20 protein-coding genes are annotated in these 15,484 nt (G+C 68.5%); 16 read left to right on the forward strand and 4 right to left on the reverse strand.

Annotated features, from left to right (window positions below; translation table 11 throughout):
- Window positions 1-33: 33 nt before the first annotated feature.
- The 12 genes from soxC (at window position 34) to BLP62_RS00800 (ending at window position 9,464) form a co-directional block, all read left to right on the forward strand.
- The gene (soxC, locus tag BLP62_RS00745; protein WP_093004884.1) at window positions 34-1,317 is read left to right on the forward strand and encodes a sulfite dehydrogenase; all 1,284 of its coding nucleotides are present in this window, start codon (window positions 34-36) and stop codon (window positions 1,315-1,317) included.
- Complete coding sequence (locus BLP62_RS00750; RefSeq protein WP_093004886.1) at window positions 1,310-1,858, forward strand: c-type cytochrome; 549 nt, start codon at window positions 1,310-1,312, stop codon at window positions 1,856-1,858. The genes soxC and BLP62_RS00750 overlap by 8 nt, the downstream gene beginning before the upstream one ends.
- Before the next feature lie 9 nt (window positions 1,859-1,867).
- Window positions 1,868-2,536, forward strand: a complete 669-nt coding sequence (gene ccdA / locus BLP62_RS00755) for a cytochrome c biogenesis protein CcdA (RefSeq protein WP_093004888.1) — start codon at window positions 1,868-1,870, stop codon at window positions 2,534-2,536.
- 26 nt (window positions 2,537-2,562) lie between these two features.
- Entirely contained in the window at window positions 2,563-3,132 is a 570-nt protein-coding gene (locus BLP62_RS00760; RefSeq protein WP_093004890.1) for an ABC transporter ATP-binding protein, read from the forward strand.
- Complete coding sequence (locus tag BLP62_RS00765; protein ID WP_093004892.1) at window positions 3,129-3,794, forward strand: heme exporter protein CcmB; 666 nt, start codon at window positions 3,129-3,131, stop codon at window positions 3,792-3,794. Before BLP62_RS00760 ends, BLP62_RS00765 begins: the two co-directional genes overlap by 4 nt.
- 52 nt (window positions 3,795-3,846) lie before the next feature.
- Window positions 3,847-4,533, forward strand: coding sequence for a cytochrome c biogenesis protein CcsA (gene ccsA, locus BLP62_RS00770; RefSeq protein WP_093004894.1), 687 nt, complete (start codon window positions 3,847-3,849; stop codon window positions 4,531-4,533).
- Window positions 4,534-4,624: 91 nt separating this feature from the next.
- The gene (gene ccmE, locus BLP62_RS00775) at window positions 4,625-5,053 is read left to right on the forward strand and encodes a cytochrome c maturation protein CcmE (RefSeq protein ID WP_093004896.1); all 429 of its coding nucleotides are present in this window, start codon (window positions 4,625-4,627) and stop codon (window positions 5,051-5,053) included.
- The gene (locus BLP62_RS00780) at window positions 5,050-6,981 is read left to right on the forward strand and encodes a heme lyase CcmF/NrfE family subunit (protein ID WP_093004898.1); all 1,932 of its coding nucleotides are present in this window, start codon (window positions 5,050-5,052) and stop codon (window positions 6,979-6,981) included. The genes ccmE and BLP62_RS00780 overlap by 4 nt, the downstream gene beginning before the upstream one ends.
- On the forward strand, window positions 6,978-7,514 hold the full coding sequence (locus tag BLP62_RS00785) for a TlpA family protein disulfide reductase (protein WP_093004900.1): 537 nt from the start codon (window positions 6,978-6,980) through the stop codon (window positions 7,512-7,514). The genes BLP62_RS00780 and BLP62_RS00785 overlap by 4 nt, the downstream gene beginning before the upstream one ends.
- A complete protein-coding gene (locus BLP62_RS00790; protein ID WP_093004902.1) occupies window positions 7,511-7,930 on the forward strand; it encodes a cytochrome c-type biogenesis protein in 420 nt (139 codons plus the stop codon). The genes BLP62_RS00785 and BLP62_RS00790 overlap by 4 nt, the downstream gene beginning before the upstream one ends.
- Window positions 7,927-8,907 carry a c-type cytochrome gene (locus BLP62_RS00795; RefSeq protein WP_093004904.1) on the forward strand — a complete coding sequence of 327 codons (981 nt, stop codon included), beginning with the start codon at window positions 7,927-7,929 and terminating at the stop codon, window positions 8,905-8,907. The genes BLP62_RS00790 and BLP62_RS00795 overlap by 4 nt, the downstream gene beginning before the upstream one ends.
- Before the next feature lie 2 nt (window positions 8,908-8,909).
- Window positions 8,910-9,464: a Rieske 2Fe-2S domain-containing protein gene (locus BLP62_RS00800; RefSeq protein ID WP_093004906.1), complete on the forward strand. Its 555-nt coding sequence runs from the start codon at window positions 8,910-8,912 to the stop codon at window positions 9,462-9,464.
- 40 nt (window positions 9,465-9,504) lie between these two features.
- Here BLP62_RS00800 and tyrS read toward each other — a convergent pair whose 3' ends face one another.
- Complete coding sequence (gene tyrS / locus BLP62_RS00805; protein WP_093004908.1) at window positions 9,505-10,803, reverse strand: tyrosine--tRNA ligase; 1,299 nt, start codon at window positions 10,801-10,803, stop codon at window positions 9,505-9,507.
- A gap of 22 nt (window positions 10,804-10,825) precedes the next feature.
- Between tyrS and BLP62_RS00810 the strand changes: the two genes are divergently transcribed.
- Genes BLP62_RS00810 through BLP62_RS00820 form a run of 3 tightly spaced genes read left to right on the forward strand, consistent with a single transcriptional unit; the run spans window position 10,826 to window position 11,656 of the window.
- The gene (locus BLP62_RS00810) at window positions 10,826-11,203 is read left to right on the forward strand and encodes a hypothetical protein (protein ID WP_093004910.1); all 378 of its coding nucleotides are present in this window, start codon (window positions 10,826-10,828) and stop codon (window positions 11,201-11,203) included.
- A 58-nt stretch (window positions 11,204-11,261) separates the two neighbouring features.
- Window positions 11,262-11,561 (forward strand): 30S ribosomal protein S20, encoded by a 300-nt coding sequence (rpsT, locus tag BLP62_RS00815; protein WP_093004912.1) that lies wholly within the window; start codon window positions 11,262-11,264, stop codon window positions 11,559-11,561.
- Between the two features lie 11 nt (window positions 11,562-11,572).
- Window positions 11,573-11,656: a 30S ribosomal protein THX gene (locus BLP62_RS00820; protein WP_008632889.1), complete on the forward strand. Its 84-nt coding sequence runs from the start codon at window positions 11,573-11,575 to the stop codon at window positions 11,654-11,656.
- A 102-nt stretch (window positions 11,657-11,758) separates the two neighbouring features.
- On the opposite strand, the gene BLP62_RS00825 is transcribed toward BLP62_RS00820, so the two are convergent.
- Together BLP62_RS00825 and thrB are read right to left on the reverse strand one after the other, a co-directional pair.
- Window positions 11,759-12,496 carry a DUF4388 domain-containing protein gene (locus tag BLP62_RS00825; RefSeq protein ID WP_093004914.1) on the reverse strand — a complete coding sequence of 246 codons (738 nt, stop codon included), beginning with the start codon at window positions 12,494-12,496 and terminating at the stop codon, window positions 11,759-11,761.
- Complete coding sequence (gene thrB / locus BLP62_RS00830) at window positions 12,481-13,359, reverse strand: homoserine kinase (protein WP_093004916.1); 879 nt, start codon at window positions 13,357-13,359, stop codon at window positions 12,481-12,483. The genes BLP62_RS00825 and thrB overlap by 16 nt, the downstream gene beginning before the upstream one ends.
- A 268-nt stretch (window positions 13,360-13,627) precedes the next feature.
- Here thrB and BLP62_RS00835 point away from each other — a divergent pair, with 268 nt between their 5' ends.
- Window positions 13,628-14,014: a hypothetical protein gene (locus BLP62_RS00835; RefSeq protein ID WP_143004328.1), complete on the forward strand. Its 387-nt coding sequence runs from the start codon at window positions 13,628-13,630 to the stop codon at window positions 14,012-14,014.
- A 20-nt stretch (window positions 14,015-14,034) separates the two neighbouring features.
- Here the strand turns inward: BLP62_RS00835 and BLP62_RS00840 are convergent, their stop codons facing one another.
- Complete coding sequence (locus BLP62_RS00840) at window positions 14,035-15,483, reverse strand: NAD(P)H-hydrate dehydratase (RefSeq protein WP_093004920.1); 1,449 nt, start codon at window positions 15,481-15,483, stop codon at window positions 14,035-14,037.
- Between the last annotated feature and the right edge of the window lies 1 nt (window position 15,484).

The raw sequence follows: 15,484 nt of genomic DNA on the forward strand, positions 1-15,484 counted from the left end.
CCCTTGCCGGAAAGGGATACACTAGGAGGGTATATGGACCGAAGGAGGTTTTTCCGAATCCTGGGCGCGGGAGGGCTTTTGGGCCTCCTCAAGGCCAAGGCCCAGGGCCTTCCCTGGACGGAGGAGACCTTCGCCCCCACCAAGACCTTAGGGGCCCCCCTTTCCGAGTACGGGGAGCGGAGCCCCTTTGAGGCCGAGGTGGTGCGCTACATCTCCCCCAACCTCCGCACCCGCCACTCGGGGGCCGACTTCGCCCCCCTGGAGCGGTTGGAGGGGGTCATCACCCCAAACGGCCTCCACTTTGAGCGCCACCACGCCGGGGTTCCCCAGGTGGACCCCAAGTACTACCGCCTGGTGATCCACGGGATGGTGGAAAGGCCCCTGGTCTTCACCCTGGAAGAGCTCAAGCGCTTCCCCTCCGTGACCCGCACCTACTTCATTGAGTGCGCCGGGAACGGGCAAAACGGCTACCGCAACCCCCCCGACCCTAACCTCACCGCCACCCGCAGCCGGGGCCTCGCCTCCAACGCCAGCTGGACCGGGGTGCCCCTGGCCCTCCTCCTCAAGGAGGCGGGGGTGAAGCCCGGGGCCAAATGGCTCATCCCCGAGGGGATGGACGCCGCCATGTACACCCGTTCCCTCCCCCTGGAGAAGGCCATGGAGGACGTCTTGGTGGCCTACGCCCAAAACGGGGAGGCCCTGAGGCCCGAGCAGGGCTACCCCGTGCGGCTGGTGGTGCCGGGGTGGGAGGGGAGCATCCAGGTGAAGTGGCTGAGGCGCATCCTGGTCACGGACCTCCCCGCCATGGCCAAGGACGAGACCAGCGAGTACACGGACGTCATGGCGGACGGCCGGGTCCTCGCCTTCACCTGGGTCATGGACCCCGAGTCCATCATCACCTACCCTTCTGGCCTGCAACAGATCAAGCCCGGCTTCCACGAGATCCGGGGCCTGGCTTGGAGCGGCCACGGGCGGATCACCAAGGTGGAGATCTCCTTTGACGAGGGCCGGACCTGGCGGGAGGCCGCCCTCGAGCCCCCGGTGGAGCGGTACGCCTTCGTGCGCTTCAAGATGCCCTGGTACTGGGACGGCAAGGAGGTGGTCCTCTGGAGCCGGGCCTGGGACGAGAGGGGGAACACCCAGCCCACCCGGGAGGAGTTCTTCAAGAAGTGGGGGAGGAACAACCGCTACCACTACAACGCCATCCAAGCCTGGCGCGTTCTGCCGGACGGCCGGGTGGTGAACGGCGACCGCCCCCTGGGCGGCCAGGCCTCTGGCCCCGCCGGGGGGTGCGGGGGGGAGGTGTTTGATGTTTAGGCGCGCGCTTTTGGCCCTGGCCCTGGCCGGTTTGGCGGTGGGGGCCCGGTACCAGCTCGGCACCCCCATCACCGAGGAGCTCGCCGCCCAGTACGACCTTAGGCCCGTGGTCCTCCCCGACGGCCGGGGGCTTCCCCCGGGGGAGGGCAAGGTGGCTGAGGGGGAGCGCATCTACGCGGAGAAGTGCGCCTCCTGCCACGGGGCCCGGGGGGAGGGTTACCCCTTCAACCGGCTGGTCTCCGAGCCCTTCCCCATCACCCCGGACACGGAGCCCGTGGAGTACGCCATCGGCAACTACTGGCAATACCCCACCACCCTCTTTGACTACATCCGCCGGGCCATGCCCTTCGGGCAGGAGGGGACGCTCACGGACGAGGAGGTCTACCACCTGGTGGCCTTTCTCCTCTACATGAACGGGATCACCGAGGCGGACACCCCCATCAACCAGAAGACCCTGCCCACCATCCGCATGCCCGCCCGGGAGCTTCTGGACCTGGACCCCGAGACCAAGCGCCGCTTCCCCTGGCTCACCCTGCCCTAGGATGGAGGCATGACCCTTTCCCTGACGGCGGCCTTCTTGGCGGGGGTGCTCTCCTTCCTCTCCCCCTGCGTCTTGCCCCTCGTTCCCACCTACCTCTTCTACCTGGGGGGGGAGCGGGGGCGCCCCCTCTTCAACGCCCTCTTCTTCGTCCTGGGCTTCGGGGTGGTGTTCTTCCTCCTGGGCCTGCCCTTCACCTTCTTGGGCGGGCTCCTCTTTGAGCACCGGCAGACCCTGGCCCGGGTGGGGGGGGTGGTGCTCATCCTCTTCGGCCTTTACATGCTGGGCCTGAGGCCCAGGTGGGGGGTGGCCCTCCGCTACGAGGGGGAGACGGGCCGCCCCTTGGGGGCCTTCCTCCTCGGGGCCACCCTAGGGCTGGGCTGGACCCCCTGCATCGGCCCCATCCTGGGGGCCATCCTCACCCTCACCGCCGTGGGGGGCGGGGTGGGGTTCCTCCTGGCCTACATCCTGGGCCTGGCGGTGCCCTTCCTCCTGGTGGCCCTCTTCGCCGAGCGGCTCAAGGGCTGGCTCAGGCGGGCCGGGCGGCTTTCCCACTACGTGGAGGTCTTCGCGGGGGTGGTCCTCATCGCCGTGGGGGTGCTCCTCCTCACCGACACCTTCACCGCCCTCAACACCTTCTTCCTCCGGATCACCCCGGAGTGGTTGCAGAAGTACCTGTGAACCCCTTGCCCTAAACTGGGGTAGGCATGCTCCTTCGCCTCGAGGCCCTCTCCAAACGCTTCGGACGGGACTGGGTGATCCGCGACCTGAGCCTCTCCCTGGACCGGGGGGAGGTGGTGGCCCTCCTGGGCCCGAACGGCTCGGGCAAGACCACCCTCCTCCGCCTCATGGCGGGGCTTTTGAAGCCCACCCGGGGCCGGGTGGAACGCCAGGGCCATGCCCTCTTCCTCCCCAACCCCCCCGCCTTCCACCGCCACCTCACCGCCCGGGAGCACCTCCTCTTTGACCTGGCCTTCCACGGGGCAGCGGGGGACTGGGAAGGGGCCTTGAAGCGCTTCGGCCTTCCCGCCGAGCTTCCCCTCGCCGCCTTTTCCAGCGGGATGAAAAAGCGCCTCGCCCTCGCCCGCCTCACCCTCCTGAGGCCCGACCTCTGGCTTTTGGACGAGCCAGAGACCGCCTTGGACCAGGAGGGTAGGGCCCTTCTTCAGGAGACCATCCGGGAAGCTCGCAAGGGGGCTTCCGTGGTCCTCGCCACCCACGACCGGGCCCTGGCCGAGGCGGTGGCCGACCGGGCGGTGTGGCTGGGGGCGGCGTGAGGCGGGTGTGGCTTTTGGCCCTTAGGGACCTCCGCCTCGAGGTCCGCGACCGCGCCGGGCTCCTTTCCGTCCTGGCCTTCCTCGGGGTGACCCTCTTCACCATGGCCCTGGCCCTGGGCCCCGAGGAGGCCCCCCTGCGCCGGGCGGCCCCGGGGGTCTTGTGGGTGGCCCTGGCCTTCCTCTCCACCCTCCTCTCCACCCGGGCCTTCGCCCTGGAGGTGGAAGAGGGCACCTTAGAAGACCTCCTCCTCGCCCCGGGGGGAAAGGAGTGGATCTACTTCGGCAAGCTCCTCTTCCAGATGCTCCTCCTCCTTCCCCTAAGCCTCCTCGCCCTGTTCCTGGCCGCGGGGCTCTTTTACCTGCCCTTGGAGAAGGGCCTTCCCCTCTTCCTCACCCTGGCTTTGGGCACCTTAGGCTACGCCAGCGTGGCCACCTTCTACGCCGGGCTTCTAAGCCGCCTAAGGGGGCGGGAAGCCCTTCTGCCCCTCCTCCTCTTCTCCCTGGTGGTCCCCGTGGTCCTGGCCTCGGTGCGGGCCACGGCGGGGCTTCTGGAGGGGCTTCCCCTGGAGGAGGTGGCCTCCTGGTGGCAGCTCCTCTTGGTCTTTGACGCCGTCTACGTGACGGCCAGCGCCCTCCTCTTCCCCCTGGTGATGGACGGGTGAGGCCACAGACTTCTAAGCCGAAGAGGGCCTATCCTGAAAAGGGAGGTTTGCGATGCTAAACGCGGCTCATCCGGAACGCCCCGACGCCCTGACCTGGGTTTTCCTGGGCCTGGGGCTTCTTCTTCTGCCGCTCGGGCTCTACCTGGCCCTGGCGGCCCCTCCGGACGTGAACCAGGGCTATCTGGCCCGCATCATGTACCTGCACGTGCCCGGGGCCTGGCTCGGCTACCTGGCCTTCGCCGTGACCTTCGTCTACTCCCTCCTCTACCTCTTCCGCCAGGACCCGCGGTACGACCGGGTGGCCTCCGCCAGCGCCGAGATCGGCCTCGTCTTCATGGGGCTCGCCCTGGTGACGGGGATGCTCTGGGCCCGGCCCACCTGGGGGGTCTACTGGACCTGGGAGCCCAGGCTCACCACCACGGCCATCCTCTTCGCCGTCTACGTGGGCTACTTCCTCCTCCGGGGGGCCATAGAGGACCCCGAGCTTCGCCGCAAGGCGGCGGCCGCGGTGGGGATTCTGGGCTTCCTCAACGTGCCCATCAGCTACATGTCGGTGAAGTGGTGGCGGAGCCTCCACCAGACCCAGTCCATTGACCTCACCACGGGAAAGATCCACATGGACCCCGCCATGCTCCAGGCCCTTCTCCTTAACCTGGTGGTCTTCACCTTCCTCTACCTGGGTTTCGTGCGCTTCCGGGGGTTTTTGGCCGCCCTGGAGGAAAGGAAGGAGGAGGCGTGATGGAAGTCTTCGTCACCTGGGTCTACGCCCTCACCTACCTCACGGTCTTCGGCTACCTCGCCTACCTCTTCTGGCGCTACCGGAGGGTGCGGTGAAGCCCAAATACCTCCTCGGCCTCCTCGTCATCCTGGGCGCCTTGGGGTACATGGTCTTCGGGGGGCTCGGGCGGAACCTGGTCTACTTCCTCACCCCCTCGGAGTACCTCCAGGACCAGGCCAGGTACCAGAACCGCCCCGTGCGCCTCGGGGGGCTCGTGAAGCCGGGAACCGTCCAGTACGATAAGGACCGCTTGGAGCTCCGCTTCGTCCTCACGGACGGGGTGGCCGAGGTGCCCATCCTCCACAAGGGCACCCCTCCGGGCATGTTCAAGGAGGGCCAGGGGGTGGTGGTGGAAGGCCGCTTCCAGGGAGGGGTCTTCCAGGGCACCAACCTCCTGGTGAAGCACTCGGAGACCTACCAGGCCCCCAAGGCGGGCTGGACCCCGGAGGAGGTGCGCAAGCTGATTGAGGAGGCCAAATGACCCCGGCCCTTCTCGGCAACCTAAGCGTGAGCCTGGCCCTGGCCTTTAGCCTCCTGGGCCTCGCCCTCGCCCTCCTCGCCTACCTCCAGGGGGACGGGCGCTTCCTAAGGGGGGCGAGGGCCCTCGTGCTCCCCGCCTTCCTCGCCGCGCTCGCCGCCTTCCTCGCCCTGGAGTGGGCCCTCCTCGCCCACGACTTCAGCCTGGCCTACGTGGCCAGGAACCACTCCACCAAAGACCCCCTCTGGGTGACCCTGGTGACCCCCTGGGCGGCCCTCGAGGGCAGCATCCTCCTCTGGGGCCTCCTCCAGACCCTATATACCCTCCTCGCCAGCCGCAAGCCCTTGGACCCCTGGCGGGCCTCTTTGGTCCTCGCCGTGCTTTATGGCATCCAGGTCTTCTTCTTCGGGGTCATGGCCACCATCGCGAGCCCCTTCCAAACCCTTCCCAACCCGCCCCAAGACGGCGTGGGCCCGAACCCCCTCCTCCAGAACCACTGGATGATGGCCGTCCACCCCGTCCTCATGTACCTGGGCTTCGTGGGCCTGAGCGTGCCCTACGCCTACGCGGTGGCGGCCATGGTCGCCCGGCGCTACCAGACCTGGGTGGAGGAGACCCGTTGGTGGACCCTCATCGCCTGGGGCTTCCTCACCGCGGGGAAGGTGGCGGGGATGTGGTGGAGCTACGAGGTCCTGGGCTGGGGCGGGTACTGGGCCTGGGACCCCGTGGAAAACGCCAGCTTCGTCCCCTGGCTCCTGGCCACCGCCTTCCTCCACACCGCCCTCGTGCAGCAGACCCGGGGGGCCTTTAAGGCTTGGAACTTCGCCTTCGTGACCCTGGCCTTCGCCGCCACCGTCCTCGGCACCTTCCTCACCCGAAGCGGGGTCATCCAGTCCGTCCACGCCTTCGCCGAGGGCCCCGTGGGGCCCGCCTTCCTCGGCTTCTTCCTCCTCGCCACGGGGCTTGGCCTTGGCCTCCTCTCCCGGGTCTCCCGGGAGGTGCGGGACACCGCCCTTTTCCACCCCTTTTCCCGGGAAGGGGCGCTTCTCCTCGGGGCCTTCTTCTTCGCGGGCTGGGCCCTCGTGGTGGTTCTCGGCACCTTCTACCCCCTTCTTGTGGAGGCCTTTGCCAAGGCCAAGGTGAGCGTGGGGGCCCCCTTCTTCAACCAGGTCTCGGCCCCCCTGGGGGCGGGGATCCTCCTCCTCATGGGGGTGGGACCCCTTTTGCCCTGGCGAAGGCCCAGGAAGGAGGTCTTCCGCAACCTGTACCTGCTCCTTTCGGTCCTGGCCCTGGGCACCCTCCTCGGCCTCCTTAGGGGCTACACCTTGGGGGCTTCCTTGGCGGTGGGGCTTTTCCTCTACAACGCCGCCGCTATCTACCTCCTGGCTCGGGAAGGGGTCTTGGCCCGGGTGCGGGCGGGGCTTTCCCCCTGGGGCTTCCTGGCGAACCGGAGGCGGGTGGGAAGCCTCGTGGTCCACTTCGCCGTGGCCCTCATGGGGCTTGGCATCGCCTTCAGCCAGACCTACCGCCTGGAGAGCGAGAAGACCCTCTACCGGGGAGAGGCCTGGGAGGTGGGGGGCGTGCGCCTGACCTTCCAGGGGGTTCGGGCCCTGGACGAGGGGCGGCGCTTCGCCGTGGAGGCCCTTCTTGGGACGGGCCGCTTCGGGGAGGTGAGGCCCAGGCTCCACTTCTACCCCCAGATGAATAGCCCCCTTCCCGCCCCCAAGGTGATTTACACCCCGGGGAACGACTACTACTTCCTCCTCATGGACTTTGACCGGGAAAAGGGAGAGTGGGCCTCCATCCGCCTCATCGTCACGCCTTTGGTCTTCTGGATGTGGGTGGCAGGGGCGCTCATGGCCCTGGGCACCCTCTACATCCTCTGGCCCGTGGGCCGGGCCGAGGAGGCTAGGGGGGTGAGCCCGGCGTGAGGGGGTGGCTCTGGCTCCTCCTGGTCCTGGCCCTTGGGGGCCTTTTCTGGTGGGGGATGCAACGGAACCCCAAGGAGCTCCCCTCCGTCTTGGCCAAGGAGCGGAGGCCCGCTCCCGAGTTCACCCTCCCCCTCCTTCCCCCTTACCGGGCGGAGTGGGGGGAGACCTTCCGCCTCGCCGACCACCTGGGCAAGAGGCCCATCGTCCTCAACTTCTGGGCCAGCTGGTGCTACCCCGCCTGCTACGAGGAGGCGCCCATCTTGGAGGCCTCCTGGCGCCGCCACCGGGAGGAGGTCCTCTTCGTGGGGGTGAACACCCAGGACAAGGAGGAGGAGGCCCTAAAGTTCATCGCCCAGTTCGGCCTCACCTTTCCCCAGGTCCATGACCCCCGGGGACGGGTGGGGGTGGACTACGGGATGTACGGGGTGCCCGAGACCTTCTTCATAGACCGGGAGGGCCGGGTCCTCGCCCGGCACGCGGGGGCCATTGACGAGGCCGTCTTAGCGCGTTACCTAGAGGAGGCCTTGCGATGAGGTGGGTTGTCCTGCTCTTGGCCTTTCTCCTTCCCGCCCTGGCCCAGGAGGCGCCGCCCCCAGACCTCTCCCCGGAGGTCTTCCGCATCGCCCGGGAGCTCCGCTGCCCCGTCTGCCAGGGGGAGTCGGCGGCGGAGAGCAACTCGGGGGTGGCGGTGGAGATGCGCCGGATCATCGCCGAGATGCTTCGGGAGGGCAAGACGGAGGAGGAGATCAAGGCCTTCTTCGTGGAGCGGTATGGGGATTGGATCCTCTACGCGCCCCCGAGGCGGGGGGTGACCCTTTGGGTCTGGGTGCTCCCCGTCTTGGGGCTTCTCCTCCTCGGCCTTGGCCTTTTCGCCTACTTCCGGCCCAAACCGCTTCCCAAGGAGCTTCTGGAGGAGGCGGAGCGGCGCCTTAAGGAGCCCCCGAGATGACGGCCACCCTGCTCTTCCTCGCCCTCTTCCTCCTCGGCCTCCTCCTCGCCCTAAGGCCCCTCCTCGGCCCCAGGGAGCCCTTCCCCGAGCCGCCTAGGCGGGAGGAGCTTCTGCGGGAGCTAGAGGTCCTCAAGGAGGAGGTGGAGGCCCTGGAGGGGGAGGAAAGGAAGCGGGCCCTCGCCCGCATGGTGGAGGTGGAAAGGCTTTTGGAGGGCTACCGCCCCCCCGCCCCCCGGCCCTTCAACCCCTGGCCCGTGGCCCTGGTCCTGGGGGCGGTGGTCCTCCTCGGGGTGGGCCTTTGGCGCTACACCCTCCCCCGCCTCCCCGGGGAGACCACGGTGACCCAGCGCCAGGAGGCCCGGGAGCTTAAGGCCCTGGCGGACAAGGCCAAGCGCACGGGAGAGGTGGAAGACCTTTTGGCTTGGGGGCGGAAGGCCTACGAGCTCCAGGCCTTTGACCAGGCCGCCGAGGCCTACCTGGAGGTCCTCAAGAAGGACCCCAGGAACGTGGAGGCGGTGCGCCGGGTGGGGATTCTCCTCTTCATGGGGGGGAGGCTGGAGGAGGCCCGGCTCTTCCTGGAGATCGCCCAGCACGCCGACCCCAAGGCCGCGGAGGGGTGGCTTTTCCTGGGGAACCTCTACTTCCAGGAGGGGAGGATGGAGGAGGCCATCGCCGCCTGGGAGAAGTACCTGGAGGCCGGGGGCGAGGCCAAGGAGCGGGTGGAGGGCCTCATCGCCATGGCCAAAGCCCAAGCCCAAGGGGGAAAGGACGGGAAGAGCGTCTACCAGGCCCGCTGTGCCGCCTGCCATGGCCTCCAGGGGGAAGGGGGCGTGGGCCCGAGGCTTAAGGGGAACCCCATCCTGAAGGCCCCGGAGGCGGTGCGGGAGATCGTCTTAAAGGGCCGGGGGCAGATGCCCGCCGTTCCCCTCTCCGAGGAGGAGCTTAAGGCCCTCTTGGACTACTTGGGAAGCCTCTAGCCATGAAGCGGCGCGACCTCGTCTTCTACCTCCCCGTGGCGGTGGCCGGGGGGTTTTTCGCCTGGTTCGGGGTGCGCACCTACAACCTCCGCTTCCGCCCCCGGCCCGAGGCAGGGGCGCCCACCTGGAAGGCGGGGCCCAGGGTGGCCGTGGCCCGGCTCGGAGAGCTTGGGGTATGGCAGGCGAAGCCCTTCCTCTACCCCCTTCCCTTGGGGGAGCTTAAGGCCTTCCTCCTCCGCCTGCCCGCGCCCGCCCCCGGGGGGCTTTCCCTGGGGGAGGAGCACTACGCCGCTTTTAGCCGCATCTGCACCCACCAGGGGTGCACGGTGAACCTCGTCCCCGATCCCGAGGCGGCCTCTCTCCTCTACAACTTCCGCTACGAGCGGCCCTTTCTGGGCTGTCCCTGCCACTTCGGGGCCTTTGACCCCCTGCTTGGGGGAAAGGCCATCTACGGCCCCCCCCGGTTTCCCTTGCCCCGCCTGCGCCTCGAGGCGGAAGGGGAGACCCTCTACGCCACGGGCCACGAGGTGCCCCTAAGGCCCATGGAGGGGGGCTAAGTACCCCGCCTCGGCGGGGGCCCCAGGGAGGGGCGGGCCCTCAGTCCCCGAGCCGCACCCGCACGAAGCGGTCCCTGCCCCGCTGCAGGATGCGGGGCCGGGAGAGGTCCACCTGGAGCATGGGGTCGGTGAGGACCTCCCCGTCCAGCCTCAGGCCCCGGTTCTGGATGAGCCTCCTCGCCTCGGCGTTGGAGGGGGTGAGGCCCGCTAAGGTAAAAAGCCTCGCCACCCAGATCCGGCCTTCCTTGAGCTCCGAGGGGGGGATGGTGACCTCGGGGATCTCCTCGGGGATCCCCCCTTTGGCCACCTCGTCGTAGCGGGCCTCCGCCCTCCTTACCTCCTCGGGGCCCGCCTCCTTGTCCCGGCCGAAGGCCTCCCAGGCGTAGCCCAGGCCCTCGTAGAAGGCCCGGTCTAGGCGGGGGGGGATCTGGGGCCGGGCGTAGGCGGCGGTGAGAAGGCGGGCGAGGACCCGGTGGGCGGGGACGGGGCCCGCCTTCAGGAGGGCCTCTACCTCCTCCTCCTCCAGGTCCGTGAGGAGGCGGAAGTAGCTTGGGAGGAGAGGGTCCGGCACCCGCATGAGCTTCTTGAACATCACCTCCGGGGGCTCGGCCACCCCGATGTAGTTGTCCAGGCTCTTGCTCATCTTCTCCCGCCCGTCTAGGCCCACCAGAAGGGGCATGAGGAAGGCCACCTGGGGGGGTTGCCCGTAGGCCTTCTGCACCTCCCGGCCCACCAGGAGGTTGAAGCGCTGGTCCGTGCCCCCCATCTCCACGTCGGCCCTTATGGCCACGGAGTCGTAGGCCTGGGCGAAGGGGTAGAGGAACTCGTGCAAGGAGATGGGCACCCCCTCCTCGTAGCGCCTCTTGAAGTCCTCCCTTTCCAGCATCTGGGCCACGGTCATGAGGGAGGTGAGGCGCACCACCTCCTTGAAGGTGAGGCCCTCCAGCCACTCGGAGTTGTAGCGGAGCTCAAAGAGGTGGGGCTCCTGCCTCAGGATCTTCCCCGCCTGCTCCACGTAGGTCTTGGCGTTTTCCCGGGTCTCCTCGAGGGTGAGGGGGGGCCGGGTCTTGGATCGGCCCGAGGGGTCCCCGATCATCCCGGTGAAGTCGCCGATGATGAGGACCACCTTGTGGCCGAGCTCCTGGAACTGGCGCATCTTCCTCAGGACCACCGCGTGGCCTAGGTGGAGGTCGGGCCGCGTGGGGTCGGCGCCGAGCTTCACCGTGAGGGGCCGCCCCTCCTTGAGCTTTTCCAAAAGCTCTTCCTCGGGGACGATCTCCTCGGCCCCCCGCTTGAGGAGGGCGAGGGCCTCTTCCGGGGTGTGGCCAATGCCCGCCATGTGCCCAAGTATACTTAGGCCAATGCGGAGCCTGCTCTTTTTGGCCCTGGCCGCCCTTGGCCTCTACTGGTACGCCGAGCGCTATGGCCTGGCCGTGGGCTACCCGCCCTTCCTCCCGGTCTTCTACTGGAAGTACACCGGGGAGGCCCAGTACCCCATCCGGGTCACCGGCCTTTACGATGCCCTGAAGATGAAGGTCTCGGGGAAGCTGGAAGAAGGAAGCCTGCGGCTCGTCCTCCTGCGCGAGGGCCGGGAAGTGGGAGAAAGGACCTATAGGGGCGCCTTCCAGGAGGAGGTGCGCTTCGGCGTGAGCCCCGGGGACTACCTCCTGCGCCTGGAGCTTCGGGGGGCCAAGGGCCAGGTGCGCTACGACTGGGTGGCCACCAAGTTTGCCCCTTAGGCTTGGGGTGTGCTACACTTAGGCCTGGCTTGCCCTTAGGGGCACGAAGGGGAGAGCGATGGCAGAGAAGAAGCCTAAGAGGAACCTATCCGCCCTCAAGCGGCACCGGCAGTCCCTGAAGCGCCGGCTTCGCAACAAGGCCAAGAAGTCGGCCATCAAGACCCTGAGCAAGAAGGCCGTCCAGCTGGCCCAGGAGGGCAAGGCCGAGGAGGCCCTGAAGATCATGCGCAAGGCCGAGAGCCTGATTGACAAGGCGGCGAAGGGCTCCACCCTCCACAAGAACGCCGCTGCCCGCAGGAAGTCCCGGCTCATGCGCAAGGTGAACCGGCTCCTCGCCGCGCAAGGGGCGAGCGCCTGAGGGGGTAGGGCATGGGTAAGGGCGACCGCCGCACCCGCAGGGGCAAGATCTGGCGGGGCACCTACGGGAAGTACCGCCCCCGCAAGAAGAAGTAGCCTCCCTTCGCTTTCCACCCCAGCCTAGGCCGGGGTGGGTTTGTGCCACCCCATGCGGGCTTGGGCCAGCATGGGGCCCCGGCGCAACAGGGAGAGCGGGGATTACCCCTCCTCCTTTTCCATCTCCCAGAGGAGGTCCCTGAGGAGCCAGCCCCGGCCCGGAGGGGCGATCTCCCCGGAGGCCAGGGCCTGGACCAAATAGCGGCGCACCAGGCCCACGGGCACCCCTTGGGCGATGACCTCCCCGAGGTTGCGGGAGCCGTCCAGGAGGCCTTGGAGCTGGCCGAACTCCTCCAAGGTCTTGGCCCTTTTCCCCTGGTAGCGGATGCGCAGGGCGTACCAGGCGTAGCGGCGAAGGGGGTAGAGGTCCCCTTCCCGCACCCCCATGTAGGCCCGCTCCATGGCGATGAGGAGGGGCACCCCCCAGGCCTTGGCCGCCCCCCGCACGCTCTTTCCCCCCTGGAAGACCTCCAGGGGAGGCTTGGGGCGGATGGCCTCCAGCACCCGGCTCGGGGAGTCTAGGAGGGTGCGGAACCGGTCCCACTCGTCGTTTACCCGGGCCCACTCCCCGAGGAGGGTGGCGAAGGGGAGAAGGGGGGGGTCGGCGGCCGGGGAGCTGGGCTGGAAGCGGAAGGTTCCCTCCTTGGGGTGAAGGGGGAAGGTGAAGAGGGCCTCGAGGCCCTCCCAGTCCAGGATCTGGGCCCCCACCACCTCGCCCTGGGCGAAGCGGAGGGTAAGGGGAAGAGGGCCAGCCCGCACCTCCAGGGTGCCAGAGCGGCGCTGGCCGTGGACGAGTTCCAGGACCTCCGTGAGGGGAATGAGGTTTAAGGCGCCTTCCACCGGTATCCCTCCCCGATGCTCAACACCAGGGTACGCCCCTCTCCCCGGTAGGGGGCAAGGGCTTTCGCCACCTCCTTTTCCTCCCCCTCCCGCACCAGGGCGGCCAGGGTGGGGCCCGCCCCGCCCACGAAGGCCGCCAGGGCCCCGGCCTCCAGGGCGCGTTCTATGGCCCCCAGCACCCCGGGCATCAGGTGGGCCCGGTGGGGCTGGTGAAGCCGGTCGCGGCAGGCCTCCCTTAGGGCCTCGAGCCTCCCCGAGCAAAGCGCCGCGGGCCAGAGGGCGCCTCGGGCCAGGTTGTAGACCGCGTCCTCCAGGGGCACCTCCCGGGGCAGGGCCTCCCGGGCGAGGGGGGTGGGGACCTCGTAGGGGGGCACGGCCAGGACGAAGCGCACCCCTTCGGGCCTCGGCAGGGGGATGGCCAAGGGGGGATGGCTCAGGGCCGCCACGAACCCCCCGTAGACCGCCGGGGCCACGTTGTCGGGGTGGCCCTCGAGCTCCGCCGCCACCCGGAAGACCCCCTCCCGCCCAAGCCTTCCCCCGGAGAACCGGTCCGCCAGGGCCACCCCGGCCACCAGGGCGGCCGAGGAGCTCCCCATCCCCCGGGCCAGGGGGATGGGGTTGAAGGCCCGCACCCACAGGGGCCGGGGCTCAAGCCCCAGGGCCCGCATGCCCGCGCGGTACCCCTCGTGGATGAGGTTGTCCGTGCCCTCCACGTGGCCTTCCCCCTCGTAGAGGAAGGCGTCCTCCGGGGCGGGGTGGGCCTCCACCTCGAGGTAGAGGTCCAGGGCCACGCCCAAGGCGTCAAAGCCCGAGCCCAGGTTGGCCAGGGTGGCGGGGACATAGAGGCGGAAAAGGGGCTCCATAGGTCCCGCCCTAGCATACCAGGACTTTCCCTGGGGCCTTGACAAGAAGAAGCCCTATTTTAGGGGTGGAGGTGGTACAATGAAGCTGGCTACGCTGGGAGGGCTTGTGTTTATGGTCTTGGGTTTGCCGGTGGCCATGGCTCAAGCCATGCCCTTCCCTCAAGAAGGGCTTTCTTGCCCATCGCCGGCCGATGCTTGTAGTGTTGTCGTCTTCAACGAGTGTAAAAAGCAGTGCGAGCCAGTATGTTGGTAAAGGGAGGATGTGGCCATGCTCCTTTTAAACAGAGAAGTTCTGAGAAAAGCCCTGAAAGGCCTGTTCTCGCTTGGCGCGTTCCTGGCTTTTGCGGTTCTTGCCTACCTCTTTGAGCAGTGGAGCCTATGGAGTGGGATTCAGTTCCTACTGGGCTTGGGTGCGGTGTTGGTTTCCCACTTGGCCTGGGGTAAGGGTGTTACCCTTAATCCGCCCAAGGCGTTGGCTGTTTCTCTCCTTGGCTTAGTCCTTTTTTACGTTGTTCTAGATGGTGTTTTTCCCGGGGCTTTAGCCCAACGGGTAAGCGACTTGGCCGTAGAGCCCTTCACCGCTGGTGTTCTATTGGGCTTGTTTCTCTTTAGCCCGATACCTCAGCTAGAAGCCGAGGGCAAGGCTATTCGCTGAATGGGGGTAGGAAGGGGTGCTCATACCCGGGAAAAGGGCCAGGGGGTCCGCCCCTCCGTCAAAAGCTTCCTTGCCCGGGGCAAAGCCTCCGCCACCTCCCGGGCGAGGAGCCCCACCCCCTTCTCCTCCGCCAGGAGGTCCCCGGCGAGGCCGTGGAGATAGACCCCAAGCCTGGCCGCGTCAAAAGGCCTAAGCCCCGCCGCGAGAAGGGCGGCGATGGCCCCTGCGAGGACGTCCCCCGTCCCCCCGGTGGCCAGGGCGGGGTTTCCCGTGGGGTTCACGGAAAGCCTTTCCCCTTCGGCCACCACCGTGGGGTTCCCCTTGAGGACCACGGCGAGGCCCGTCCGCTCGGCGAGGGCCCGGGCCGCCCCTAAGGGGTCTTCGGCCACCTCCTCGGGGGAAGCCCCAAGGAGCCTCCCCGCCTCCCCCGCGTGGGGGGTGAGGACGGCGGGGACGCCCGCCTTCCGGTAGGCCTCGGCCACCTCCGGGTGGAGGGCGTCCGCGTCCAAGACGGTGGGAAGCCGGGCCTCCAGGGCCTTTAGGGCCCACTCCTTCCCCCACGGCCCCCCGCCCATCCCCACGGCCAGGGCCTCTACCTTGAGGGGGGGAAGGGCGGGGTGGGGGACGGGGTGGAAGACGGCCTCGAGGGGCTCAAGGGGTGTGCCCTCCGGGACCACCAGGTGCACGAGCCCCGCCCCCATGCGGTAGGCCCCGAGGGCGGCGAGGAGGGGCGCCCCGGCGTAGCGGAGGCCCTCCCCCCGGTACCCCCCCAGGACCCCCACCCGGCCCACGCTCCCCTTGTGGGCGGTGAGGGGACGCCTGGGGAGGAGGGGCCTTAAGGCCTCGGGCGCCGCCACCTCGGGGAGGTCCTCCCTTTCCAGAATGGCCTTGGGCAAGCCGATCTCCGCCAGGTAAAGCTTTCCACAGGCCTCCCTCTGGAGGAGGTGAGGGGTCTTGAGGGCGGCGAAGGCCACGGTGGCCGTGGCCCGCACGTGGGGGCTGTAGGGGAGGCCCGAGGGGAGGTCTAAGGCGAGGACGGGAAGGCCTGCCCGGTTCACCCGCTCCACAAGCCCTGCGTAGAAGCCGGAAAGGGGTCCCTTGAGCCCGGTGCCGAAGAGGGCGTCCACCACCACCTCCCCCTCCCGGAAGAAGGCCTCCTCCAGGGGCCCTACCTCCACCCCGTGGGCGAGGAGGGCCTGGAGGGCGAGGAGGGCGTCCCCGGTCTGGCCCTCCGCGGCGTAGACCCGCACCCCTACCCCCTCCAGGAGGAGGTGCCGGGCGAGGACCAGGCCGTCCCCGCCGTTATTCCCCTTGCCCGCGAGAACGAGGGCGGGGGCCTTGCCGAAAAGCTCCAGGTAGACCTTCGCCGCCTTCATCCCCGCCCACTCCATGAGGAGGAGGCTCGGGTAGCCCCGCTCCACGGCCTTCCGGTCCGCTTCCCGCATGGCCTCGGGGGTGAAGAGCCTCATG

The organism is Thermus arciformis (genome assembly GCF_900102145.1).
Taxonomy (GTDB): Bacteria; Deinococcota; Deinococci; order Deinococcales; family Thermaceae; genus Thermus; species Thermus arciformis.